The sequence below is a fragment of the Streptomyces sp. NPDC006544 genome, from assembly GCF_040611715.1.
In the GTDB taxonomy this organism is placed as follows: Bacteria; Actinomycetota; Actinomycetes; order Streptomycetales; family Streptomycetaceae; genus Streptomyces.
On the sequence record NZ_JBEXOV010000035.1, the window covers coordinates 15,985 to 40,147 of the forward strand.

22 protein-coding genes and 2 tRNA genes are annotated in these 24,163 nt (G+C 71.9%); 10 read left to right on the forward strand and 14 right to left on the reverse strand.

Annotated elements, in window-relative coordinates; translation table 11 throughout:
* Window positions 1-4: 4 nt before the first annotated feature.
* Together rsgA and ABZY44_RS18190 are read left to right on the forward strand one after the other, a co-directional pair.
* Window positions 5-1,015 (forward strand): ribosome small subunit-dependent GTPase A, encoded by a 1,011-nt coding sequence (gene rsgA, locus ABZY44_RS18185; RefSeq protein WP_356654888.1) that lies wholly within the window; start codon window positions 5-7, stop codon window positions 1,013-1,015.
* Window positions 1,016-1,139: 124 nt separating this feature from the next.
* Window positions 1,140-1,463: a multidrug efflux SMR transporter gene (locus ABZY44_RS18190; RefSeq protein WP_356654890.1), complete on the forward strand. Its 324-nt coding sequence runs from the start codon at window positions 1,140-1,142 to the stop codon at window positions 1,461-1,463.
* On the opposite strand, the gene ABZY44_RS18195 is transcribed toward ABZY44_RS18190, so the two are convergent.
* Window positions 1,429-2,088 (reverse strand): TetR/AcrR family transcriptional regulator, encoded by a 660-nt coding sequence (locus ABZY44_RS18195; protein ID WP_356654892.1) that lies wholly within the window; start codon window positions 2,086-2,088, stop codon window positions 1,429-1,431. The two genes, ABZY44_RS18190 and ABZY44_RS18195, sit on opposite strands and share 35 nt — an antisense overlap.
* Before the next feature lie 179 nt (window positions 2,089-2,267).
* Between ABZY44_RS18195 and hisN the strand changes: the two genes are divergently transcribed.
* Both hisN and ABZY44_RS18205 read left to right on the forward strand, forming a co-directional pair.
* The gene (gene hisN, locus ABZY44_RS18200) at window positions 2,268-3,080 is read left to right on the forward strand and encodes a histidinol-phosphatase (RefSeq protein ID WP_356654894.1); all 813 of its coding nucleotides are present in this window, start codon (window positions 2,268-2,270) and stop codon (window positions 3,078-3,080) included.
* A 163-nt stretch (window positions 3,081-3,243) separates the two neighbouring features.
* Window positions 3,244-3,639, forward strand: coding sequence for a CBS domain-containing protein (locus tag ABZY44_RS18205; RefSeq protein ID WP_356654896.1), 396 nt, complete (start codon window positions 3,244-3,246; stop codon window positions 3,637-3,639).
* 86 nt (window positions 3,640-3,725) lie between these two features.
* Here the strand turns inward: ABZY44_RS18205 and ABZY44_RS18210 are convergent, their stop codons facing one another.
* Window positions 3,726-5,195: a catalase gene (locus tag ABZY44_RS18210; RefSeq protein WP_356654975.1), complete on the reverse strand. Its 1,470-nt coding sequence runs from the start codon at window positions 5,193-5,195 to the stop codon at window positions 3,726-3,728.
* Between the two features lie 130 nt (window positions 5,196-5,325).
* On the opposite strand from ABZY44_RS18210, the gene ABZY44_RS18215 reads away from it, so the two are divergent.
* Window positions 5,326-5,745 (forward strand): Fur family transcriptional regulator, encoded by a 420-nt coding sequence (locus tag ABZY44_RS18215; RefSeq protein WP_356654898.1) that lies wholly within the window; start codon window positions 5,326-5,328, stop codon window positions 5,743-5,745.
* Window positions 5,746-5,909: 164 nt separating this feature from the next.
* On the opposite strand, the gene ABZY44_RS18220 is transcribed toward ABZY44_RS18215, so the two are convergent.
* From ABZY44_RS18220 to ABZY44_RS18235, 4 genes are all read right to left on the reverse strand, one after another.
* Window positions 5,910-5,983 (reverse strand) — tRNA-Met (locus tag ABZY44_RS18220).
* A gap of 56 nt (window positions 5,984-6,039) precedes the next feature.
* The gene (locus tag ABZY44_RS18225; protein ID WP_356654900.1) at window positions 6,040-7,938 is read right to left on the reverse strand and encodes a tetratricopeptide repeat protein; all 1,899 of its coding nucleotides are present in this window, start codon (window positions 7,936-7,938) and stop codon (window positions 6,040-6,042) included.
* 213 nt (window positions 7,939-8,151) lie between these two features.
* Window positions 8,152-8,225 (reverse strand) — tRNA-Met (locus ABZY44_RS18230).
* A 61-nt stretch (window positions 8,226-8,286) separates the two neighbouring features.
* Complete coding sequence (locus ABZY44_RS18235) at window positions 8,287-11,190, reverse strand: UPF0182 family protein (RefSeq protein WP_356654902.1); 2,904 nt, start codon at window positions 11,188-11,190, stop codon at window positions 8,287-8,289.
* Window positions 11,191-11,317: 127 nt separating this feature from the next.
* Between ABZY44_RS18235 and ABZY44_RS18240 the strand changes: the two genes are divergently transcribed.
* On the forward strand, window positions 11,318-11,890 hold the full coding sequence (locus ABZY44_RS18240; protein ID WP_356654904.1) for a PPA1309 family protein: 573 nt from the start codon (window positions 11,318-11,320) through the stop codon (window positions 11,888-11,890).
* Between the two features lie 94 nt (window positions 11,891-11,984).
* On the opposite strand, the gene ABZY44_RS18245 is transcribed toward ABZY44_RS18240, so the two are convergent.
* The 4 genes from ABZY44_RS18245 to ABZY44_RS18260 form a co-directional block, all read right to left on the reverse strand.
* Entirely contained in the window at window positions 11,985-13,076 is a 1,092-nt protein-coding gene (locus ABZY44_RS18245; protein ID WP_356654906.1) for a PDZ domain-containing protein, read from the reverse strand.
* 67 nt (window positions 13,077-13,143) lie between these two features.
* The gene (locus ABZY44_RS18250; RefSeq protein WP_356654908.1) at window positions 13,144-13,341 is read right to left on the reverse strand and encodes a hypothetical protein; all 198 of its coding nucleotides are present in this window, start codon (window positions 13,339-13,341) and stop codon (window positions 13,144-13,146) included.
* Between the two features lie 118 nt (window positions 13,342-13,459).
* Complete coding sequence (locus ABZY44_RS18255; protein ID WP_356654909.1) at window positions 13,460-13,921, reverse strand: molybdenum cofactor biosynthesis protein MoaE; 462 nt, start codon at window positions 13,919-13,921, stop codon at window positions 13,460-13,462.
* A 162-nt stretch (window positions 13,922-14,083) separates the two neighbouring features.
* Complete coding sequence (locus tag ABZY44_RS18260) at window positions 14,084-15,124, reverse strand: SDR family oxidoreductase (protein WP_356654911.1); 1,041 nt, start codon at window positions 15,122-15,124, stop codon at window positions 14,084-14,086.
* Between the two features lie 315 nt (window positions 15,125-15,439).
* Between ABZY44_RS18260 and ABZY44_RS18265 the strand changes: the two genes are divergently transcribed.
* On the forward strand, window positions 15,440-16,873 hold the full coding sequence (locus tag ABZY44_RS18265) for a zinc-dependent metalloprotease (RefSeq protein WP_356654913.1): 1,434 nt from the start codon (window positions 15,440-15,442) through the stop codon (window positions 16,871-16,873).
* Entirely contained in the window at window positions 16,870-17,403 is a 534-nt protein-coding gene (locus ABZY44_RS18270) for an NUDIX hydrolase (protein WP_356654915.1), read from the forward strand. The genes ABZY44_RS18265 and ABZY44_RS18270 overlap by 4 nt, the downstream gene beginning before the upstream one ends.
* 92 nt (window positions 17,404-17,495) lie before the next feature.
* On the opposite strand, the gene ABZY44_RS18275 is transcribed toward ABZY44_RS18270, so the two are convergent.
* From ABZY44_RS18275 to ABZY44_RS18290, 4 genes are all read right to left on the reverse strand, one after another.
* Window positions 17,496-18,251: an AIM24 family protein gene (locus ABZY44_RS18275; RefSeq protein WP_356654917.1), complete on the reverse strand. Its 756-nt coding sequence runs from the start codon at window positions 18,249-18,251 to the stop codon at window positions 17,496-17,498.
* Window positions 18,252-18,268: 17 nt separating this feature from the next.
* Entirely contained in the window at window positions 18,269-18,949 is a 681-nt protein-coding gene (locus ABZY44_RS18280; protein ID WP_356654977.1) for an AIM24 family protein, read from the reverse strand.
* A 29-nt stretch (window positions 18,950-18,978) separates the two neighbouring features.
* Window positions 18,979-20,667 carry a TerD family protein gene (locus ABZY44_RS18285; RefSeq protein ID WP_356654919.1) on the reverse strand — a complete coding sequence of 563 codons (1,689 nt, stop codon included), beginning with the start codon at window positions 20,665-20,667 and terminating at the stop codon, window positions 18,979-18,981.
* Between the two features lie 128 nt (window positions 20,668-20,795).
* On the reverse strand, window positions 20,796-21,335 hold the full coding sequence (locus ABZY44_RS18290) for a M48 family metallopeptidase (protein WP_356654921.1): 540 nt from the start codon (window positions 21,333-21,335) through the stop codon (window positions 20,796-20,798).
* 233 nt (window positions 21,336-21,568) lie between these two features.
* Here ABZY44_RS18290 and ABZY44_RS18295 point away from each other — a divergent pair, with 233 nt between their 5' ends.
* Window positions 21,569-22,711 (forward strand): ThiF family adenylyltransferase, encoded by a 1,143-nt coding sequence (locus ABZY44_RS18295; protein ID WP_356654923.1) that lies wholly within the window; start codon window positions 21,569-21,571, stop codon window positions 22,709-22,711.
* Window positions 22,712-22,806: 95 nt separating this feature from the next.
* Entirely contained in the window at window positions 22,807-24,138 is a 1,332-nt protein-coding gene (locus tag ABZY44_RS18300; protein ID WP_356654925.1) for an AarF/ABC1/UbiB kinase family protein, read from the forward strand.
* Window positions 24,139-24,163: the final 25 nt, after the last annotated feature.

The following is a 24,163-nucleotide window of genomic DNA, read 5'->3' on the forward strand; positions in this document are numbered from 1 at the left end:
CGCCATGCGCAGGTACGGCAAGAACACCGACGAGGACGACATCCGCCAGCGGCCCAACCCCAAGGGCAACCGGCCGCGGACGACCATCCGGCCCAAGCACGAGGACGCGGCCGAGGGCTTCGTCCTGACCGTCGACCGGGGCCGGCTCACCTGCCTGGTCGAGGACCGCGCGGTGCACGCCATGAAGGCCCGCGAGCTGGGCCGCAAGGCGGCGGTGGTCGGTGACCGGGTCTGGATCGTCGGCGACCTGACGGGCAAGAAGGACACCCTGGCCCGCATCGTGCGGATCGAGGAGCGCAAGTCCGTCCTGCGGCGCACGGCCGACGACGACGACCCGTACGAACGCGTGGTCGTCGCCAACGCCGACCAGCTGGCCATCGTGACGGCGCTGGCCGACCCGGAGCCGCGGCCCCGGATGATCGACCGCTGCCTGGTGGCCGCGTACGACGCCGGTCTGGAGCCGCTGCTGGTGCTGACGAAGTCCGACCTGACCTCCGCGGACAAGATCCTGGAGATCTACTCGACCTTCGGCCTGAACTACGTGGTCACCAACCGCGACGAACTGGCCACGGGCGACGCCGCCGACCGGGTGCGCGAGCACCTCAACGGCCGGATCACCGCTTTCGTCGGCCATTCGGGCGTCGGCAAGACCACGCTGGTGAACTCGCTGGTCGCCGAGGGCCGCCAGCGCGCCACCGGAGTGGTCAACGCGGTGACCGGCCGGGGACGGCACACCACCACCTCGGCGCTCGCGCTGCCGCTGCCGGGCGCGGACGGCTGGGTCATCGACACCCCGGGCGTGCGCTCCTTCGGCCTGCACCACGTGGACCCGTCCCGGGTGATCCTGGCCTTCCCCGAGCTGGTGCCGGGGACGGAGGGGTGTCCGCGCGCGTGCAGCCACGACGAGCAGGACTGCGCGCTCGACAAGTGGGTGGAGGACGGCCACGCGGACCCCGCGCGGCTGTACTCGCTGCGCCGGCTGCTGCAGACGCGGGAGCGGCGCGAGGGCGACTGACCGGCGCGCCCGGCCCGCGCCGGAGTGGTTTGCCGCGCACGGTGTCTGGTAAATGCATAGTCGCACCAAGTGGCGCGACGGCTGTGGCCAAGAGCGCGCCACGCGACGCGGGGAGGCATACGCCATGGCGTGGCTGTTGGTCGTGGTCGCCGGATTCCTGGAAACGGGCTTCGCGGTCTGCCTCAAGCTGTCGCACGGCTTCACCCGGCTGTGGCCGACCGTGGCCTTCGCGTGCTTCGCGCTCGGCAGCTTCGGTCTGCTGACGCTGGCCCTGAAGAAGCTGGACGTGGGCCCGGCCTACGCGGTGTGGACGGGCATCGGGGCCGCCGGGACCGCGATCTACGGAATGATCTTCCTCGGCGACCTGGTCTCCACCCTCAAGCTCGTCTCGATCTCGCTGGTCATCCTCGGCGTCATCGGCCTTCAGCTTTCGGGTTCGGCCCATTGAACAGCCGCAGCAGTTCGGCGGAGCCGGGCCGTCCCGGCACTTCGGCGGGTGCGAGCAGATAGGACATCGCGAGGCGCACGGCGAGTTCGCAGCGCTGCGCCCACTGCTCCTGTTCCCGGCCCGACTCGCGGCCGTGCTCCCGGCCCGACTCCCGGCCGTGCTCCCGGCCCTGCTCCCGCGCCCTGCCCTGCGCCGGCGCGAAGGCGGCGCTCGCCCGTTCACGCACGGAGCGGACCAGCTCCCCGGGACCGAGGGCCGGCAGCCCCGGCCGGACCCCCCGGCCGGCCGGCACGGGTAAGTTCCCGTTCCAGCACCCCGTCAGCAGGGCCCGTACCAGGGGGCGGGTCTGCGAGGCCCGCACGGTCCACTCGGCGACCGCCACCAGGCGTTCGGCGCGGCCGCCCGGGGACAGCAGGGCCCGCTCCACGCCGTCGAGGTACCAGGCGGCGTCGCGGCGGACCAGGGCGTGGCCCAGTCCCGTCTTGCCGGCGAACTCGTTGTAGAGGGTCTGGCGCGACACCCCGGCCGACGCCGCGACGTCCACCATCCGCACGGCCGGCCAAGGACGCGCCGAGAGCGCCGCTCCGGCCGCTTCGAGCAAGGACTCCCGGGCTGTCGGCACCATTGCCTCCCCCTTAGACGTCTCCGTCAGAGTTGACGGACCGACAGGTCCTGTCAAGGGTTCCCGTCCCCCGAGCCCGGCGCACTCGGGATGTTGCGGTGAACTGCCGCGGCGCGCTCCCCCGGCGGCCGCCGCCGTGGACGCGGCTCGCCGGGCTCCGGCCGTCTCGGTACTGTTCGGCCATGCCCGAGTATGACGATGACCTGCGCCTTGCCCTCGAACTCGCCGACGCGGCGGACGCCGCCACGATGGAGCGCTTCCGCGCCCTCGACCTCAAGGTCGAGACGAAGCCCGACATGACCCCGGTGAGCGAGGCCGACACCGCCACCGAGGAGGTCATCCGGGCCGGGATCGCGGCCGCGCGGCCCGCCGACGCGATCCTGGGCGAGGAGTACGGCCTCAAGGGCGACGGCCCGCGCCGCTGGGTCGTGGACCCGATCGACGGTACGAAGAACTACGTGCGGGGCGTCCCGGTCTGGGCCACGCTCATCTCCCTGATGGAGGCCGACCCCTCGGACCCCGACGGGGAGTTCCGGCCCGTCGTCGGCGTGGTGTCCGCGCCGGCCCTGGGCCGCCGCTGGTGGGCGGCCCGCGGCCAGGGCGCGTACGCGGGCGGCGCGCTCGGCGGGACCACGCGGCTCGGCGTCTCGGCGGTCGCCACGCTGGGCGACGCCTCCTTCGCCTACTCCTCGCTCGGCGGCTGGGAGGAACAGGGACGGCTGCCCGGCTTCCTGGACTTGACGCGCGCGTGCTGGCGCACGCGGGGCTACGGCGACTTCTGGCCGTACATGATGGTCGCCGAGGGCTCGCTCGACCTGTGCGCCGAGCCGGAGCTGAACCTGTGGGACATGGCCGCCCTGGCGGTCGTGGTCGAGGAGGCCGGCGGCCGTTTCACCTCCCTGGACGGGGCGGACGGCGTGCACGGCGGGAACGCGGCGGCTTCCAACGGTCTGCTGCACGAGGAGATGCTCGGCCTGCTGCGCCCCCGCGCCTGACCTCGCGCCGCGGCGCGCTCCCCCCACGCGCCTCCTTGCTGACCCCGCGTGACCGTGGGAATCTGGGACTCCCCCGCTTGTGCGCTTGTGAAGTCCTTCACTCAGTGCGGACTTCCGGCGCACCCACCCCAGCGGGGGGACTCACCAGGAGGTGGCTCCCTTCATGCTCGTCCGTGACGCCATGAGCACCGTGATCCTCACCCTCGGCCCCACTCACACCCTCCGTCAGGCGGCCTGCCTGATGTCCGGACGCCGCGTCGGCGCGGCGGTCGTCCTCGATCCCGAGCACAGCGGCATCGGCATTCTGACCGAGCGCGACATCCTCAACTCGCTCGGCGCGGGCCACGATCCCGACCGGGAGTCCGTGGGCGCGCACACCACCAACAACGTGGTGTTCTGCACCCCGGACGCCACCGTGCAGGAAGCCGCGGAGGCCATGGCCCACGGCGGCTTCCGGCATCTGATCGTGCTGGAGCACGGCGGTCCCGTGGGCATCGTGTCCGTGCGCGACGTCATCCGCCTCTGGGCACCGGCCCGCCGCAGCCGCGTGGCCGCGTAACCGCGCGGGAGCCGGAAAACGGCCGGCGGGCCGGCGCCCCCCTTTCGGGAGCACCGGCCCGCCGGCCTGCTACGGCAAGCCGTCGATCAGCCGCGAAGGGCCTGGACCGCGGCCTCCAGACGCTTGCCGAAGTCACCGTCCGCCTGGCGGAAGTTGTCGATCGCGCGTTCGACGATGTCGTCACGCGAGACCTTGGCGATGAAGCCGGAGAGGTTCTCGATCAGACGGACCTTCTCGTCCTCCGAGTACAGGCGGTAGAGGTTGCCCGCCTGGACGAAGTCGTTGTCCTCGCTGTGCACCGGAGCGGCGTGGTTGCCCGTGCCGCCGGTCACCGAGGTGGAGACCCACAGCGGACGGTCCGTCTGGTGCGGACCGCCGAAGCTGTTCGGCTCGTAGTTCTTCGCGCCCTTGTGCCGGCCGTCGTACAGGTGGCCGTCACGGGAGTGGGTCCGCGCCTCCGTGGCGTGCGGACGGTTCACCGGCAGGTGGTCGGCGTTGATCCCGACGCGGTAGCGGTGGGCGTCTCCGTAGCCGAAGAGACGGCCCTGGAGCATCTTGTCCGGGGAGGGACCGATGCCGGGGACGAAGTGCGCCGGGGAGAAGATCGACTGCTCGACCTCGGCGAAGACGTTCTCCGGGTTGCGGTTGAGCTCCAGCTTGCCGATCTCGATCAGCGGGTAGTCCGCGTGCGGCCACACCTTGGTGAGGTCGAACGGGTTGAAGCGGTATCCGGCCGCCTCGGCCGCCGGCATGATCTGGACCTGCACGGTCCAGGACGGGAAGTCACCGCGCTCGATCGACTCGCGCAGGTCGCGCTGGTGGGAGTCGGGGTCCTCGCCGGCGAGCCGGTTGGCCTCGGCCTGGGTGAGGTTCTTGATGCCCTGGTCGGTCTTGAAGTGGTACTTGACCCAGAAGACCTCGCCGGCCTCGTTGTTCCACTGGAACGTGTGCGAGCCGAAGCCGTTCATGTGGCGGTAGGACGCCGGGATGCCGCGGTCACCGAACAGCCAGGTCACCTGGTGGGTGGACTCGGGCGACAGACCCCAGAAGTCCCAGACGTTGTCCGCCTCCTGCGAGCCCGTGTACGGGTCGCGCTTCTGGGTGTGGATGAAGTCCGGGAACTTGATGGCGTCCTTGATGAAGAACACCGGGGTGTTGTTGCCGACGAGGTCGTAGTTGCCCTCTTCGGTGTAGAACTTCAGCGCCCAGCCGCGGGGGTCGCGCACCGCGTCGGCGCTGCCCAGGTTGCCCGCGACGGTGGAGAAGCGCAGGAAGGTCTCGGTCTCCTTGCCGACCTCGGACAGGAACTTCGCACGGGTCCACTGCGAGACGTCACGCGTGAGCGTGAAGGTGCCGTAGGCGCCGGCGCCACGGGCGTGCACCACGCGCTCCGGGATGCGCTCGCGGTTGAAGTGCGCGAGCTTCTCGAGGAGCAGCTGGTCCTGGACCAGGACGGGGCCGCCGAGACCGGCGGTCTCGCTGTTCTGGTTGTCGGCGACCGGAGCTCCGGCCTCCGTGGTGAGCGGTCCCTGCGTCACGTGCGCCTCCTGCGTAATTTGCTGCAAATTCCTGTCCTGTGCACTACCGTAACCGATCCTACGATGGACTTTGTCTAAGTCAAGTAAACATCCAAGACAACACCGGGTCGGGAGTTGCACCGGACCCCTCACTGTTAGGCTGGCGTCCATGAGTGACCTGCTGGAACGACTTCGCGGACGCGGATGGCGCATGACCGCACAGCGGCGCGTCGTGGCCGAGGTGCTCGACGGTGACCACGTTCACCTGACGGCCGACGAGGTGCACGCGCGCGCGGTGGCGAAGCTGCCGGAGATCTCGCGCGCCACCGTCTACAACACCCTGGGCGAGCTCGTCACGCTCGGCGAGGTCATGGAGGTCTCCGCGGACCACCGGCGCGCCAAGCGGTACGACCCGAACGCCCACCGCCCCCACCAGCACCTGGTGTGCGCCCGGTGCGGGGCGATCCGCGACGTCCACCCGGCGGGCAACCCGCTGGCCGACCTGCCGGACTCCGAGCGCTTCGGCTTCGTCGTGTCGGCGGTCGAGGTGACCTACCGCGGGGTGTGCCCGAACTGCGCGGGAGCCTGACGGCCCCACCGCGCCGACGCCGGACCGCACCGCGCCGAACCGCACCGCACCGCGACGAGGAGGGGCCCGGGAGCATCGCTCCCGGGCCCCTCCTCGTGTGCACCCTTGCGGTCGAGAACGACTGAAGGCCCGGATCCAGTGGATCCGGGCCTTCGAGCCTTCAGTAGCGGGGACAGGATTTGAACCTGCGACCTCTGGGTTATGAGCCCAGCGAGCTACCGAGCTGCTCCACCCCGCGTCGGTAGACCCGACTGTACGCGAGCCGCCCGAGCAGATGCAAATCGGTTAACGCCCCTACGCGGACAGTTCCTCGGCCAGTGCCTCGCGCAGCCGGCCGGCCCGCTCGGAGACTTCCGCCGGGCCCAGCTCCATGGCCCGCACGCACCACTTCTGCCCTTCGGCCAGATCCCCCTGCCGGGCCGCGAGCAGGCCGAGCCGCAGCGCCGCCCGCCCGTGCCCGGCCACCGCCGCCCGGGTCCACCACAGCGCCGCCTCCGGCTCGTTGCCCTCGCGCGCCAGGAGCAGCCCCAGGTTGAACGCCCCGTTGCGCGAGCCGGCTTCCGCCGCCTCCCGGTACCACCGCGCCGCGAGCGCGAGCTCGCCCCGGGCGGCGGCCAGCATGCCGACCCGGACCTGCGCCCGCCGGTGTCCCAGCTCCGCCGCCCGCTCGTACCACTCCTCGCTCTCGGTCCGCGCGGCTCCGCCGACCGGCTCGCCCAGCGCCACCGGCTCCGGCGGCGGGGCCAGCGACTCCAGCAGCGAGGCCAGCCGGAAGGCGGCCTCCGCGCTCCCGCCGCCGGCCGCGCAGCGCAGGTGCCGCTCCGCGGCCCGCTCCTCGCCGTCGCGGACCAGCGCGATGCCGACCTGCAGCGCCGCGTCGGTGTGTCCCGCCGACGCCGCCCGCTCGTACCACTTCAGCGCCGTCCGGTCCTCGTCCCGGCTGGCGAACAGGATCCCGAGGTTGAAGGCGGCGTCCACGCTCCCCGCCTCCGCCGCCTTGGAGAACCACGGCTCCGCCCCCGCCGCGTCCCCGACCTGGAGCAGCAGGATGGCCAGCGCGTTGGCCGCCTCGCGGTGTCCCGCGTAGGCCGCGCGCCGGTACCACTGCTCGGCCTGGGCGGTCCGATCCTGCGCGACGCACAGCAGGGCGAGGTTGTACGCCCCGTTCTGGTCGCCCGCGTCCATCGCGGCCCGGTACCACTTCTCCGCCGTCTGGGTCTCGCCGCGCGCGGCGTGCAGCGCCCCCAGGGCGTTGGCCGCGTTGCCGTCGCCGTCCTGCGCGGCGCGCAGCCACCAGGTCGCCGCGTTCTCCTCGTCGCCTGCGTCGCGCAGCAGGAAGCCGAGCGCGCACGCCGCCCGCGGCTCGCCCTGCTTGGCGGAGGTCAGGTACCAGCGCCCGGCCTCCTTGAGCTCGCCGCGGGCCTCGAGCAGTGCGCCCAGGTGCAGCCCGGCGCGCCGGTGGCCGCGCGCGGCGGCCTGCCGGTACCACTGCTCGGCCTCGACCGGGTCGCCCTTCCTCAGGTGCCGGGCCAGCCGGTAGGCGGCCTCGCGGTGCCCCTGCTCCGCCGCGGCCCGGAACCACCGCTCGACACCCTTGTCCCCGCGGTGCTCCAGCAGGTCCGCGAGCCCGTACGCACCGAGCGCGTGGCCGGATTCCGCCGCCTGCCGCATCCAGTACTCGGCGGCGGGCTCGTCGCCCCGCTCGCGGTAGTGACGGCCCAGCGCGTGCGCGGCCGGAGCCGATCCGGCCACGGCGGCGACGCGCCACCAGCCGGCGGCCTCGTCCGGGTATCCGCGCTGGTGCAGCAGGACGCCGAGGTTGTTGGCGGCCGCGCGGTCGCCCTCCGCGGTCGCCCCGCGCAGGTACGGCTCGGCTCCGGTCAGGTCGCCGCGGCGCAGCAGGAGCGCCCCGAGCACGCTCATCGCGCCCGGGTCCCCCTTGTCGGCGGCGACCCGGTGACGGGCCTCCAGTTCCGCGTCGCTGGCCGAATCGGTCAGCGTGAAGGCCTCGTCGTCGAAGAAGTCGTCGTCCGGGGCCGTCGAGGGCGCGGCACTCCGCGCGGTGTGCGGGGTCATCGCGTTCCGCGCGTCAACAGCCTGAGCCGCCCCATCGGCCTGCGTTCCCGATTCGGCCTCCGCCCTCACAAACCGCCCTGTCTCCAGCAGAGTTGACCTGTCCCCCATAAATCCCATCGTCGCATCACCTGCTACCCGCGTACACCTGGTATGTCGCAGCCAGTGAGGTCACTACAGCGTTTTGTCGACATGCCCACAGAGAGACAAGTCAAACACGACCACGCCCCAACTCACCCACTCCAGCGACCCCGTGTCCCCAGGTGTCCGCCATGCATCCACCCCGGGCATGACGAAGGCCCGGATCCATCGGATCCGGGCCTTCGTCTTCAGTAGCGGGGACAGGATTTGAACCTGCGACCTCTGGGTTATGAGCCCAGCGAGCTACCGAGCTGCTCCACCCCGCGTCGGTGAAACCACAGTATCACGACGCGGGACGGAGCATTTACCACTGCCTCAAGGGCCGCACTAGGACCCGGCCGCGGGTTCCTTCAGCTTCGCCTCCGCGTCGACCGCCCGCTTCAGCGCCGCCTGCAGATCGCTCTGGGCCTTGCCGTACGCCGTCCAGTCACCGGCCTTCATCGCCTTGTCGGCCTCGTCCACGGCCTTCTGCGCGTCGGTGAGCGCCGCCTTGACCGTCGGGTCCTGGCTGCCCGGCGGCGTGGTGGTGCCGTCGCCCGGCGGGACGGTCGGCTCGGTGGGGGGCGTGGTCGCGGACTCGGCCCCGAACACCACGTTCAGCGCCTTCTCCAGCGTGTCCTCGAAGGCGGTCTGGTCCCCGTAGGTCACCAGGACCTTCTTCAGCAGCGGGTACTTGAGGCCGCCACCGCGCACGTAGACCGGCTCGACGTAGAGCATGCCCTTGTCGAGCGGGACCGTGAGCAGGTTGCCGTACTCCACCTGGGAGTCGCCCCGGCTCAGGATGTTGATCTCCTGGGCGATCTCCGGCTTGGAGTTGAATCTCGCCTGGACCAGCTTGGGGCCGTCCACCGGGTTCTGGGTGGGCAGCTTCAGCAGCTGGATCTTGCCGTACTCGGCCGTGGTGGGATCGGCGTTGACCGCCATGAAGGCGCTCAGGTTGTCCCGGCCGTTCGGCGTGAGCGTGGTGGTGAGCGAGAAGGCCTGGTTCGGATCCTTCTGACCCGGCATCTTCATGGAGAGGTAGTACGGCGGAACGGCCGTACCCTCCTTGGTGGTCGGGTCGTCCGGCACCGCCCAGACCTCGCTGCCGCTGAGGAAGGTCTGCGGGTCGGTGACGTGGTAGCGGGTCAGCAGCTCGCGCTGGACCTTGAAGAGGTCCTGCGGGTAGCGCAGGTGCTCCATCAGGGCCGGCGAGATCTCCTGCTTGGACTTGACCGTCCCCGGGAACGCCTTCATCCAGGTCTTCAGGACCGGGTCCTTGCTGTCCCACTGGTACAGCTTCACGGTGCCGTCGTAGGCGTCGACCGTGGCCTTCACCGAGTTGCGGATGTAGTTGACCTGGTTCTCCTGGGCGACGACCGCGCGCTGGGAGTTGGTCAGTGAGTCCGCCGTGCTGTCCCCGAGCCTGGTGCGCGACGCGTAGGGGTAGCCGTTGGTGGTGGTGTAGGCGTCCACGATCCACTGGACACGGCCGTCGATCACCGCGGGGTACACGGCTCCGTCGATCGTCAGCCACGGGGCGACCGCTTCGACCCGCTCCTTGGGCGTGCGGTGGTAGAGGATCTTCGAACCGTCGCCGATGGCGCCGGAGTAGAGGATCTGGGGCTCGTTGAAGGCCAGGGCGTACGCGGCGCGGTTGACCGGGTTGCCCAGGCTCACCCCGCTGTCGCCCTTGTAGGTGGTCTCCTTCTCGCCCGTGTCGTCGGCGTAGTCGAGTTCCTTCTGCGGTCCCCCGACGATGGAGTACTGCTTGGTCTCCTCGCCGTAGTAGATCCGCTGCTCGTACGTCCCGAGGTCGCCCTTGGCCGGAAGGCCCGACTCGGTGAAGACGGGCTGGCCGCCCGGAGCGACCTCGGTGCCCTTGGCCGCGACGACCCCGTACCCGTGGGTGTAACGGAAGTGGTCATTGATCCAGTTGTTCTTCGGGATGCCCGCGAGGTTGAGCTCACGCAGCCCGATGACCGTGTCCTGGCCCTTGTACCGGTCGACCGCCAGCGTGGCCGGGAAACCGTAGTAGCCCTTGTTCTGCTGCAGCTGCTGGAACGCCGGGGAGACGATGTTCGGGTCGAGGAGGCGGATGCTGGCCGTGGTGTTGGCCTCCTGGCGGAGCACCTTCTTGTCCGCCTTGGGGTCCGGCAGGCCGGCGTAGTCCGTGACGGACGCGCCGGCGACCCCGTAGGCGTCGCGCGTCGCCTTGATGTTCTTCTCGACGTACGGAGATTCCTTGGCCTGCTCGTTCGGCTGGACCTGGAACTTCTGCACGATCGCCGGATACAGCCCGCCGATCAGGATCGCCGAGAGCACCATCAGGCCGAAGCCGATGACCGGCAGCTGCCAGGTACGGCGCCACAGCGTCGCGAAGAAGAGCACCGCGCAGATCGCGGCGATGGCGACGAGGATCGTCTTGGCCGGCAGGTAGGCGTTGGCGTCGACGTAGCGCAGGCCGGTCCAGTTGTCCGCCGCCTTGAAGTCGCTGGACTTCACGGCGAGGCCGTACCGGTCGAGCCAGTACGCGACCGCCTTGAGCGTGACGAAGAGTCCGAGCAGCACCGACAGGTGGCCGGTCGCCGCCGCGGTGGCCCGCGCACCGGGGCTCGTGACGCGCAGGCCCCCGTAGAGGTAGTGCACGACGGCCGCGGCGATCACCGAGAGCACGACGGCGGCGAAGCCGAAGCCGAGCAGGAAGCGGTACCAGGGCAGGTCGAAGGTGTAGAAGGACACGTCCAGGTTGAACTGGGGGTCCTTCGTTCCGAAGGGCACCCCGTTCACGTACATCAGCCAGGTCTTCCACTGGCCGGCCGCCGAGGCGCCCGCGATGAGTCCGACGAGCGCGGAGACGCCCAGGAGCAGCCACATGCGGTAGGGCGCGACGCTCATCCGGTAGCGGTCGAGGCTCTGCTGCTCCATCGACATCGCGCTGAGCGGCGGGCGCAGCCGGTGGGCGAGCCAGATGTTCAGCCCGACGGCACCGGCCATGAGCAGGCCGAAGACGGCGAAGAGGCCGACCTTGGTCCACAGGGTGGTCGTGAAGACGGTGGAGTAATCGACGGAGCGGAACCAGAGCCAGTCCGTCCAGAAGCCGGCGAACATGATGAACGCCATGGCGAGGACGGCCAGGACGCCCAACGTCATCAGAAGAGTCCGGGCGCGCCGGGACGGGCGGCCGACTCTCATCCGTGGCCCGGAGGGGCCTCCGCCTCGGTCCGGCATCTGGAAAGCCAAGGTGCGCACCTCGAAAGTAGCTGTGTGGTAAGTGATGCTGAGATTTTTCAAAGCATGGGCCCCCGATCGTAGGGCCCACTCATGCAACTTACTGAGGCTTTAGTCAGTTCCCGGTATCCGCCGGAAAGGAGGCAGGATGTTGCCCATGTCCAACCTTCCGCCGTCCCCCGGCACCCCGATGGCCGCCACCCCGCTGACCCGCGCCGTCCTCGAGATCGACGAGTACGCCTCCACCCTCGGCTGGGACAAGCCCGCCCGGCTCTTCGCCCTGGTCGACACGGCCAGGCTGCGCAAGGAGGCGCCGGGAGTCGCCCGCCAGCTCGGCCTCGACCAGGACGACACGGGCAAGAACCAGCTCACCCCGATCGAGCAGGACGAGGTGCCGGCCGGCACCCCGCTCGACAAGTTCCTGGGCACCATCGCCTGGCCCCCGTCGATCCTGGGCTGCGCGCTGACGGTGGAGCGGCTGATGCTGCCGCCGTCGGCGGAGGCCTCGGTACCGGAGGGGCTGACCGACAAGCAGCTGGCCAAGTGGGTCGCCGCGCACCCGGACCGGCAGGAGGTCCGGCTGACCGTGGGCGTCCTGCGCGACGGATCGCGCGAGTCGGCCGTACGGCTGCGGGACAAGGACTCGGCGAACGACGTGCTGACCGGTGCGACCCTGGTGCCGGGGCTCGCCGAGGCGCTCGCCGCCACCTTCCTCGACTGACCCGGACGGCCCGGCCGGCCGAGTGCCCGGCCGGCCCGCGCGACCCGGCCGGCTCAGACCCGGCCGGGTGGCGCGGACACGGAGGCGGACACGGTCAGGGCTTGGTGCCGCACTGCGGCAGCCCGGCCGTGTCGCCCCTGCCGATCTTCTCCAGCGCCTTGACCGCGTCGTCGATGGCCGACACCTTCACCAGCGTCAGCCCGTCGGGCACGTGGGCGGCGGCGGAGGCGCAGTTCTCGGCGGGGGTCAGGAAGTACTCGGCGCCCGCCTGGCGGGCCCCGATGGTCTTCATCTGGATGCCGCCGATCGGACCGACCTTGCCCGCGTCGTCGATGGTGCCGGTTCCGGCGATGAACTTGCCGCCGGTCAGGTCCGCCGGGGTGAGCTTGTCGACGATGCCGAGCGAGAACATCAGGCCGGCGCTCGGGCCGCCGACGTCGGCGAGCTTGATGTCGATCGTGAACGGAAAGGTGTGGTCGGTGCCCGCCCGGATGCCGACGACGGCGTGGCCGTCGCCGTCCGCCTTGCCCGCGACGACCGTGACCTTGGTCGTGCCGGTGGGTTCGCGGTGGGCCTTCTCGGCCTCGGCGGCCTCCGCCGCGGGCACGATGGTGAACTCGACCGGCTCGCCGGGCTTGTGCTTGGTGACCAGCTTGGCCACGTCCTCGGGGGCGTTCACGGGGGCGCCGTCCACGGCCTTGATCACGTCACCGGCGTGCAGCGTGCCCTCGGAGGGACTGGCCTTGACCACGGAGGCGACGATCACGCGGGCCTCCACCGGGATGCCGAGCTGCTTGAGCGCGGCCACCTTGGCGCTCTCCTGCGACTGGCTGAACTCCTCGGCGTTCTCCTGCGTGGACTCCTGGTCCGTCTTGCCGTTCGGGTAGAGGTTCTCGTGCGGCACGACGATGTTGTCGCCGGCCGCCCAGCCGTACACCGCTTCCAGCAGGTTCATGTCGTAGTCCGCGCCCGTGACGCGGACCGTCGTCATGTTCAGATGCCCGCTCGTCGGGTACGTCTTGCGCCCCGAGATGTTCAGGACCGGCTCGCCGTGCGAGTCCCCGAGCGTGTTCACGGTCGGTCCCGGACTCATCTCGGAATACGGGACCTTCATGAACACCCCTGCGCAGAGCAGGGCGAAGAGCATCAGGGTGGAAGCGAGCATCGTCGCAGTGCGGCGTGGCATGGACCGACAGTACGGGACGCCCCTCGCGGGCGGCCTCCGGGGCCGGTCCGTACGGGTCCGGGCGCCCTCAGGCGGTGTCGGAGCCGGAATGTGCGTCCGCCGTGGCCCGGGACGGTTCGTCCTTGCCCATGGCTTCACGGAACCTCGCGTAGCCCGCGAGCTCGGATATGTCTCCCGCCGTGCGGTCGCGCGCTGCCCAGCTGCCCCATATCGCCGCTCCGACCGCGGCGAGCAGCGGAATCAGCAACCACGCCAGTGACGCCATGGGCGTGCCTCCCTACCCCGTAGTACATGTTGTTGGTGGCTTCAACGCTGGTGCCCGGGAGGGGGTTACGCAAATCGAGGGCGTGTTGCGCGTCCGAACGGGTGCGTCCGCCCTGCGCTCAGCAGGCGCCGACCCACTCCTCCGTGCCGTCGGAGAAGGTCTGGTGCTTCCAGATCGGGACCTCGTGCTTGAGGTCGTCGATCAGCATCCGGCAGGCCTCGAAGGCCTCGCCGCGGTGCGGGCAGGAGACGGCGACGACGACCGCGAGGTCGCCGACGGCCAGGTCGCCGACGCGGTGCACGGCGGCGAGGGCGCGGACCGGGTACTTCGCCACGACGCGCTCGGCGACGCGGCGCATCTCCGCCTCGGCCGAGGGGTGGCAGGAGTAGCCGAGCCGGTCGACGTCCGCACCGCTGTCGTGGTTGCGCACCGTGCCGACGAAGAGCGTCGTTCCGCCCGTCGCGTCGTCGCCGACGGCCTGGAAGACCTCGTCGATCGAGAGCGGGGTCTCACGGATCGCGAGCAGCCGGACGGGATCCGGAGCGGCCTGCTCGCCGGGGTGGTCGAAGTGCGGTGCCATGCGTCCATCGTGCCCTAGCCGCTGACCCGGCGGAATAGCCGTTTCCCCAGGGCCGCGGCGCCGCCCTTGGAGCCTCCTACGGAAACGGCCGGATCCGGCCCCGGGGGCGGGCGCGGCGCCTGGTCCCGGGCCGGTGCTCCGGCGCCGGCCCGGGCCGGCCGGTCAGATCCCCCGGCGTCGGCGGGCCGCGCGGATCGCGGCGGCGGCGCCCAGCAGGGCGACCGTCGCCCCCGCCGCGCCCGCGGCGGTGGCGTCCTTGCGCCCCAGCCGGCGCCCGGCGACCGTGTGCCGGCCCGCGACCTCCTGGAGGAGCTCCGCCAGCACCTCCTCATTGGTCCAGCGCGGCCGCCAACCGGCGGCGTGCAGCCCGCTGACGCTGACCACCCACGGGTGCATCGTGTACGCCAGGTCCCCGGCCGGGGAGGGGGTCAGGCCGATCCGGTGCAGCCGGGCCGCCGCGCCCAGGGCGACGGCCGACGGGAGCTCCATGCGGCGGATGCCGCTCAGCTCCTCGACCTCCTCCTGCTCGAGCCAGCCCTCGCAGCCGACCGCCAGCTCGCCCTCGACCTTCTCCAGCGCCGCGTACTCCAGCGCGCTGACCAGGTCCTCCACGTGGCAGAACTGCCAGGTGGGGCGGGATCCGGCGACGACGAGGAGCCGGGGCGACTCGAAGTAGCGGGTCAGCGCGGTGTCGGTGCCGCCGACCAGGACGGCCGGGCGGACCACGGTGACGTTCAGGCCGGGGTGCGCGCGCGGTGCCCGGCGGCCCAGCCGCTCGATCTCCAGCAGGTCGCCGACGCCGGTCGCCTCGGCGGTCGCCCGCAGCTCGGCGTCCTCCGAGAGCGGGATGTCGTTGTCGGGCAGGGCGCCGTAGACCATCGCCGAGGTGCAGAGGACGACCCGGTGCACCCCCGCCGCCGCGGCGGCGGTGAGCACGGTCTGGGTGCCGCGCACGTTGTACGCCGTGCGGGCCGCGGGATCCGTCTCCAGGTCCAGGTCCAGCGCCAGGTGCACCACCACGTCCGCGCCGCGCAGCTTCTCGGCGATCGCGGGGTCCCTGACGTCCAGGAGGTGCCACTGCGCGTCCGCGCAGTCCCCGCGCCGCTCGTCGATCGCGACGACCTGCTTGACCTCGTCGGACGCGGCCAGCCTGGTCACCAGGGCCGCGCCGACTCCCGACGCGGCGCCGGTCACGGCGATCACGGGACCTCGCCGCTGGGAGCCGGCCGGGTTACGCGGCTGGCGAACGCCGTGGGCGTCATCACCGTGCTCAGGGCGGTTTTCCGAGCTGTCCTTGTCCAAAGCGTGCGGATCCGGGGAACTCACCAGGCGTCTCCAGCGGTTGTCTTCAGTAGGGGCGCGCCGTGACGCGTACCCACCAGGTGATGTCCATCCTGCCGCAGCCCAGGAGTCGGGGGTGCACCGAGCCCGGAAGCGGGTCTGGTGTCTACGCTGGGTGAAGTTGTCGAACCGTTGCCCGCCGGCTCCCGCCGGCGGCCCTACGAGCCGAGGAAACCCGTGAGCGACACCCCATTCGGATTCGGCCTTCCGCCGGAGGAGCCGGACAACGGCGACGAGGGCAAGAAGAAGGGCAATGAGGGCGGTCAGAGCGGCCCGAATCCGTTCGGGTTCGGCGCGGGCCTGCCCGGGGGCCTGCCCGGAGGCGCCGGCGGCACGGGCGGAGCCGACAATCCGTTCGCCGCGATGTTCGGCTCGATGAACCCGAACGACCTGGGCGCCGCCTTCCAGCAGCTCGGCCAGATGCTGAGCTACGAGGGCGGGCCGGTCAACTGGGACATGGCCAAGGACATCGCCCGCCAGACCGTCGCCCAGGGCACTTCGGACGGAGTGAAGGACGCCAGCGTCGGCGTCGCCGAGAGGTCCGCGGTCCAGGAGGCCATGCGGCTCGCCGACCACTGGCTCGACGGCGTCACCTCGCTGCCGTCCGGCGCCGCGACGGCGGTCGCGTGGAGCCGTGCCGAGTGGGTCGAAGCCACCCTCCCGGTGTGGAAGGAGCTCGTGGACCCGGTCGCCGAGCGCGTCGGCGCGGCCATGGGCGGCGTCCTGCCCGAGGAGATGCAGGCCATGGCGGGCCCGCTGCTCGGCATGATGCGCTCCATGGGCGGAGCCATGTTCGGCCAGCAGATCGGCCAGGCCGTGGGCACGCTGGCGGGCGAGGTCGTCGGCTCGACCGACATCGGTCTGCCGCTGGGCCCCGCCGGCAAGGCCGCACTGCTGCCCCTGAACATCGAGGGCTTCGGCAAGGACCTGGGCGTCCCCCCGGACGAGGTCCGGCTCTACCTGGCGCTGCGCGAGGCCGCCCACGCGCGTCTCTTCGCGCACGTGCCGTGGCTGCGTTCGCACCTCTTCGGCGCGGTCGAGGGCTACGCGCGGGGCATCAAGGTCGACACCTCGAAGCTGGAGGAAGTGGTCGGCCAGCTCGACCCCTCGAACCCGGAGCAGCTGCAGGAAGCCCTCCAGGGCGGCATGTTCCAGCCGCAGGACACGCCGGAGCAGAAGGCCGCGCTGGCCCGCCTGGAGACGGCGCTCGCGCTGGTCGAGGGCTGGGTGGACGCGGTCGTGCACGAGGCGGCCTCTCCCCGGCTGACCTCGGCGGACGCCATGCGCGAGACCATGCGCCGCAGGCGCGCCTCCGGCGGCCCGGCGGAGCAGACCTTCGCGACGCTGATCGGGCTGGAGCTGCGGCCGCGCCGGCTGCGCGACGCCGCCCGGCTGTGGGCCTCGCTCACCGACGCGCGCGGCGTGGACGGGCGGGACGGACTGTGGGAGCACCCGGACATGCTGCCGACCGCCTCCGACCTGGACGACCCGGACGGCTTCGTGCACCACGAGCAGCCGGACTTCTCCGAGATCGACAAGATGCTCGGTGAGGCCGCCGCCCAGAAGCGTGATCAGGACGGCCGCGAGCAGGACGGCGACGACAAGAAGTGACTCTGTACGACGACGCGGTCCACACGCTGAAGGAATACGCCGCCGACGGGGACCAGGCCGCGCTGCGCGACGTCTATCTGGCGCATCTGGCCGCCCACCCGGACGGGGTCTACAAGCCCTGCGGCGCCGGGCACCTCACGGGCAGCGCGCTCGTGGTCGACCCCGCGCGGGGACGCGTACTGCTGACCCTGCACAAGAAGCTCGGCATGTGGCTCCAGATGGGCGGGCACTGCGAGCCCGGCGACACCACGCTCGCCGGGGCCGCGCTGCGCGAGGCCGTCGAGGAGTCGGGCATCGCGGACGGCCTGACGCTGCTGCCGGGCGGGCCCGTGCGCCTGGACCGGCATCCCATTCCGGCGCCGTGCAACTGGCACCTGGACGTGCAGTACGCGGCGCTGGCGCCCGCCGGGGCGCTCGAAGCGATCAGCGACGAGTCGCTGGACCTGCGCTGGTTCGCGTACGAGGAGGTGGCTGCGGTGGCCGACGCCTCCGTGGTGCGGCTGGTGGAGGCGGCCCGGGCGAGGCTCTGAGCCCCGGGACGGACGTGCGGCAGGGGCGGCTCCGCCGGTGCGGGGCCGCCCCTCCTGTGTCGCGTCACGCCGTCGCGGACGGCCGGGCCGGGTCAGTTCCAGGCGTTGTTCTGGTTCTGCGCGTGGGCGCCCTGCTGGCCCACGCCGAACTGCGCGGCGGCGCCCTGGCCGATCTGGGCGTTCTGCGGCGGGAGCACCTCGCTGGGCTGGACCAGCGCGAAGCCGGTGCCGAGGAAGCTGAGCTCCCAGCCCTCGCCGGTGTTGCCGCGCCGCCGCCACACGCCGGTGGAGTGCGTCTGGGCCTGCATCTGCACGCGCAGCGACGTGGACCAGGCGACGATGGCGTCCGCGTCGGCGTTGACGTACTTGTCGGGCGTGACCTGCATCATCAGCGGCTGCCCGGAGGTCATCAGCGCGACCTTGCCGCGGCCGGTGATGTTGAGCTGGTACTTGCCGGAGCCGGAGATGCCGTACTGGCTGTCCACCGCGATGACCTCGGTGTGCAGGGTCGAGTCGAGGGCCAGCACGTAGCTGCTGTCGACGGTGAGGCCCTCCTGGTCCACGTCCAGGACGTGGACGTACTGCGCCAGGTTGGCCAGGTAGACCGTCCCCTGGCCGGAGCAGCGCATCAGGTCGAGGCCCTCGCCGGTGCGGCGGCGGGCGCTCCGCTGGGTGGTGCTCTGGTACTCGCCGTCGAAGTCGATGATCCCCTGGTAGGCGACCATGGCGCCCTTGCGGGCGAGCACGTCGTCGGAGCCGCTCAGGGAGACCCGCAGCAGCTGCGGGTTCTGGACGGCGTACCGCTCCTGGGACTGCGCCTCGGCGTGGGCGAAAAGTGAGCTCTGCATGATGTGCCTTCTCCCCCTCAGCCCCGGGCCCGGAGCCGGTCGGTGCTGTCCTCGCTGGGCTGGACGACCACGATGCCCTGGCCGGAGAAGGCCATCTGGTAGGCCTCCCCGCTGCCCCGGCCGATCATCGACGAGGCCTTGAAACTGCGCTTCCCCTTGACCTTGAGGTTCGGGGACCAGGCGACGAGCGCGTCGGGGTCGACGTACGTCTCGTCGTCACCGCGGCCGCAGTCGACCACGATCGGGGTGCCCCGGGAGGTGATCGCGACCCAGCCGGTGCCGGAGACCGACACGTTGAACAGGCCCTGGCCCGCGAACTTGGCCATGCCCTTGACCCGCTCCACACCCCACTGGAGGTGGGCGTCGAAGGCGAGCAGGTTGGTGCCGTTGACGGAGAGGGAGTCGTTGTTGAGGTTGACGACGACGACGTCCGCGCCGTAGTCGGCGAGGTAGAGCAGGCCGTCTCCCGTGCACTTCATCAGCGGGGCGCCCTCGCCGGTGAGCCACTGCGAGGCCATCTGGCGGACGGCCGGCGGGTTGGGCTCGTACTGGACGAAGCCCTCGTAGGCGACCATCGACCCGGTGCGCGCGAAGAGGTCCTGGCCGCTCTGCATGGCGACCTTGAGCATGGCCCGGCCGTGGTTTTCCATGCGGGCCGTGACGGGGGTCGGGGCGTAGCCCGCGAGCTGCTGGTTCATAGCGTTCATGGCATTCATGTGGGGCTCCCTCAGACCTCGTACGGCTGGACGACGATGAAGTTGCCGGGAGCGCCGCGGAACTGGAGGTTCACGGTCTCCCCGCTGTGGCCGGGGTAGGCGTTGCGCCGGAGCCTGACCTGGCTGGAGATGATCACCTGGGCGGCGGAGGACCACGCGACGATGGCGTTGCTGTCCGCGAAGGTGGTCGGGGTGACCGGCAGGACGACGGGTACGCCGTGGGTCTTGACGATCACCGTGCCGGCGCCCTGGAACTGCATGGTGAACAGCGCGCCGCCCGGGATGCCGTGGCCCTCGATGCGGCGCACCTCGTGCTGGAGCGACTCGTCGAAGGCGAGGACGCTCTCGGCAGAGACGCAGATGCCGTCGCCCTGGAGCTCGATGGCGTGCAGGTGGGCGCCCTCCTCCGCGAGGAAGACCTGGCCGCGGCCGGTGCAGCGCATGAGCTGCATCTCCTGGCCGGTGGCGTTGCCGACGATGCGGCCGGCGAAGCCCGCGCCCTTGTAGCTGAAGTCGACCTTGCCCTGGTAGAGCACCATGCTGCCCTGGCGGGCGAGGACGGCCTGACCGCCCATCGACAGGTCGACGCGCATGAGCTGCTGGTTCTGCGGGGTCCAGCGGGCGCCCGTGGGGGCTTCCTTGTACGGCTGGAGGGCGGCGGCGAGTCCGGCGCCGGCGGCGGGCATCGCGTGCGCGGGCTGGCCGTAGGCGGGGGGCTGCTGGCCGTACGGGGGCGGCTGCCGGCCCGGGAACTGGCCCGGCGCCTGGGGAACCTGCCCGTACGAGGGCTGCGGCGGCTGCCCGTACGGTGCGGGGGCCGGGGCGGGCGGCGGGACCTGGGCGGCGTAGGGCTGGGCCTGGGGCTGCTGCGGCTGCCCGTACGGTGCGGGGGCCGGCGGGGCCAGGGGGGTGCCCATCGGCGCGGCCATGGTGGGGGCCGCGTGGACGGGCTGCTGGTACGGCGCGGGGGCCGGGACCTGGGCCGGAGCTCCGAAGGAGGGCGCCGGGGCGGCCGGGGGCGGTGTCTGCGCGGGGGCTCCGAAGGAGGGCGCCGGGGCGGCCGGGGGCGGTGTCTGCGCGGGGGCGCCGAACGCGGGCGCGGGCGCGGCGGCCTGCGGCGGCGGGGCGAAACCGGGCGCGGCGGCCGGAGCCGGGGCCTGCGGCTGCTCCTCCTCGGCGACCTCGCCGCCGAAGTTCTCGAGCAGCGCGGCGAGCCCGCCGTCGAAGCCCTGGCCGACGGCGGCGAAGCGCCACACGTCCTTGAGGTAGAAGTCGCCGATCATCAGCGCGCGCTCGGTGGTGAACTCCGAGCCCGTGAAGGCGTACCGGACGACCTCCTCGCCTCCCGCCACGACGCGGATGTAGCCCGGTCCGATCTGCGACATCTGGCCGGCGCCGTCGATCGACGCGGCGAAGGACAGCTTGTGGATGCCGGCCGGAATGCGGTCCAGGGTCACCCGGAAGGATTCCGAGTCGCCGGACTGCGCGCCGAGCTGCTGAATGGACTCTTCCGGCGACTTCGGCTGGTTGAAGAAGACGAAGTAGCGATCGTCCGAGAGCTGTTCGTTCGCGTCGAGGCCGAAGCAGCTGATGTCGATGGCGAGCCCGGGCCCGGCGATGTGGACACCCACGTAGAGGTCCGTGCCGGCCGTCAGATCGCTGATCTTGGCCTTGTGACCGCGTTGGAATTCCCTGGTCATACCTAAGACCGTCCCCCGTCCCGACTGTGAATGCGTGGCGCTCAGGCTAACGGCATCCTCGGACATCCGGCCAAGTCGGTACCGACCCGGTACATATCACGGGGTATGACATGGCGGGCAAGTGCGGACTATTCGTCGCGGGCGGCCGGGACTTTCGGGAGGCGCTCGGCGGCGACGACTCCTTCGAGGTATCCGCGGGCGCGCTCGGTGCGCGGGTACGCCTCCAGCAATTCCCAGAAGTCCGGCCCGTGGCCGGGCACGAGCAGGTGCGCCAGCTCGTGCAGCAGTACGTAGTCGACGACGTACTCGGGCATCCCCTGGAGGCGGTGGGAGAGCCGGATGCTGCCTTCGGCCGGGGTGCACGAACCCCAGCGGGTGTTCTGGTTGGTGACCCAGCGGACCGAGCGGGGGCGGGCACGGGCGCCGAAGTACTGCTCGGACAAGCGCTCCGCGCGCTCGGTGAGTTCCGCGTCCCCGAGGGGGCGCCTGCTCTCCTGGGCCGCCAGCTTGTCGAGCATGACGCCCACCCAGCGCTTCTCCTCCGCCTCGGACATCCGGGCAGGGATCAGGACGACCGTACGATCACCCTCGCGGTAGGCGGATACGGTCCTGCGGCGGCGCGCGCTCCGGCGGACTTCGACGGCGCGCGGTGGTGGATCGGCGGGCACGCCACGACGGTACCCGCTCGCCGCGGCGGAAGTCCCGCCCTACGGGGCTCGAACGCGAGCGATTCACGGCCGCCCCACAAGAACCTCGATTATCCAGCTCATATGCCCAATACCCCTTGCCTGTGGACAAATTCTCACGCGTCTACCGACCGCCGGGCAATCTTGCGGAAAGCACCGCACAAAAGGGCGGGCCGCGGGACGGGCGCACAGCCTGACGAGCGAGGGGGACCACGGTGTATCCGAAGGTGAAGACGGCGCTGGCGCGGGCGTGGCGGGATCTGCAGACGGTGCAGTTCGGGGTGACGCCCGCCCACGCGGTGGTGCTCGGCCCGGTAGACACGGCGACGGCCTCGCTCCTGGAGCTGATCGACGGGACCCGGGGGATGGAGCTGCTGCGCGCGCGGGGCAAGGTGATCGGCCTGCCGGACGGCCGGGTCGACGAGGTGGTGCGGCGGCTGGCCTCGGCCGGACTGCTCGACGACGCCACCGTCGGCGGCCCCCGGGTCCAGGCGGTGCGGTCACGGCCCCAGACCCTGGCGCGGCTCGGCCCGGACCTGGGATCGCTGTCCCTGGTCCACCCCGAGCCGGGCGGGGACGCGCGGGCCGTCGCCGCCCGCCGCGGGATACGGGTCCAGGTGCGCGGGAGCGGCCGGGTGGGCGGGGTGATCGCCTCGGTCCTGGCGGGAGCCGGCATCGGCCGGGTGGAGGTGCTCGACGGCGGGCGCGCGGAGCCGGCGGACGTGGCCCCCGGCGGGCTCGGACCCGGCGGCGTGGGCCGGCTGCGCGCCGAGGCCGCGCGGGCGGCGGTCCGTGCGGCGGCCCCGGGGCGCGGACCGCGGGCCGCGGAGAGCGGGGGAGCCGAGCCGGGGCTGGCCCTGGTGGTGGTCGCGCCCCGGGACGGTCTGCAGGCCTGGGCCCCGGATCCGCAGACCTCGGCCGACTGGATCGCCACCGGCACCCCCCACCTGTACGCGGGGGTACTGGAGGGCACCGGGCTGGTGGGTCCCCTGGTGCTGCCCGGGGCCACCGCGTGTGCGGGCTGCATGGAGCGCGACCGGGTGGACGGGGATCCGGCCTGGCCGCGGATGCTGGTCCAGTGGCGCGCGGTCCACCGCCGCCGCGCCGGCGGTGCCTGCGATCTGGGCCTCTCGACGGCGGTGGCCGGCCTGGCCGCGGCCCACGCCCTGTCCTTCCTCGACGGCGGACTCCCCGCCTCCACCGCCACCCGCTGGGAGGCCGCTCTTCCCGCTCTCCACTGGCACCCCACCGCGGTCCTGCCGCACCCCGAGTGCCCGTGTGGCGCGGGCGGAGACGGTGAGTCCGCCGCGGTGCCGCCGGCAAGGGGATCGGGCTCCGGGACCCGGAGCGGGCCATGACAGGATTGCCGTGGCCGAGGCGCCGTCCGAGAGCTCGTCGGGGGCTCCCCCGAACCGCCGCTTGCGGCTCAGCTGTCTGGGAATTGGAGGGGCGCATGTCTGATCTTCCCCGGAAGGCGGTCACCCGTACCGTCAAGCTGGCCGCGCTGCCGCTCGGCATGGCGGGCCGGGCCACGTGGGGGCTCGGCAAGCGGATCGGCGGCAAGTCCGCGGAGATCGTGGCGCGCGAGCTCCAGCAGCGCACCGCCGAGCACCTGTTCCGCGTCCTGGGAGAGCTGAAGGGCGGCGCCATGAAGTTCGGGCAGGCGCTCTCGGTCTTCGAGTCGGCCCTGCCCGAGGAGGTCGCCGGACCCTACCGGGCGGCGCTGACGAAGCTTCAGGAAGCCGCGCCGCCCCTGCCCACGGCGACCGTGCACCAGGTGCTGACGGAGCGGCTCGGTCCGGACTGGCGGGACCTGTTCGAGGAGTTCGAGGACAAGCCGGCCGCGGCCGCCTCGATCGGGCAGGTGCACCGGGCGGTGTGGCACGACGGCCGCCAGGTGGCGGTGAAGGTCCAGTACCCCGGAGCCGGCGAGGCGTTGCTGTCGGACCTCAAGCAGCTGGGCCGGTTCGCCGGGCTGTTGGGGCCGCTGATCCCGGGCATGGAGATCAAACCGTTGATCAAGGAGTTGCGCGACCGGGTCGCGGAGGAGCTGGACTACGAGCTGGAGGCCGAGGCGCAGCGGACGCACGCCGACGCCTTCGCGGGCGACGAGGACGTGGTCGTGCCCGACGTCGTCCACCAGGGCGACCAGGTGCTGGTGACCGAGTGGATGGAAGGGACGCCGCTGTCGGAGGTGATCGCCGACGGCACGGAGGAGGAGCGCGACCGCGCCGGACAGCTGCTGGCCCGGTTCCTGTTCTCCGGTCCCGCCCGTACCGGGCTGCTCCACGCGGATCCCCATCCGGGCAACTTCCGCCTGATATGCGGGGCGGGCGGCCGGATGCGGCTGGGCGTGCTGGACTTCGGGACGGTCGACCGGCTGCCCGGGGGCTGGCCCAAGCCCATGGGCAGGTCGCTGCGGATGACCCTCGACGGTGACGCCGAGGGGGTCTACGGGCACCTGCGCGCCGAGGGCTTCGTCAGGGACTCCATAGAGCTGGATCCCGATGCGGTGCTCGACTACCTGATGCCCATCATCGAGCCCGCCGAGGCCGAGGAGTTCACCTTCACCCGGCCGTGGCTGCGCGGCCAGGCGGCGCGGATCGCCGATCCCCGCTCCCCCGCGCACCAGTTGGGGCGCCAGATCAACCTGCCGCCCTCGTACCTGCTGATCCACCGGGTGACGCTGAGCACGATCGGCGTCCTGTGCCAGCTCGGCGCGACGGTCCGGCTCCGCGACGAACTGGAGTCCTGGCTGCCGGGGTTCCTGCCGGACGAGGACTGACGGCGGGCGCTGCTCGGCGACCGGG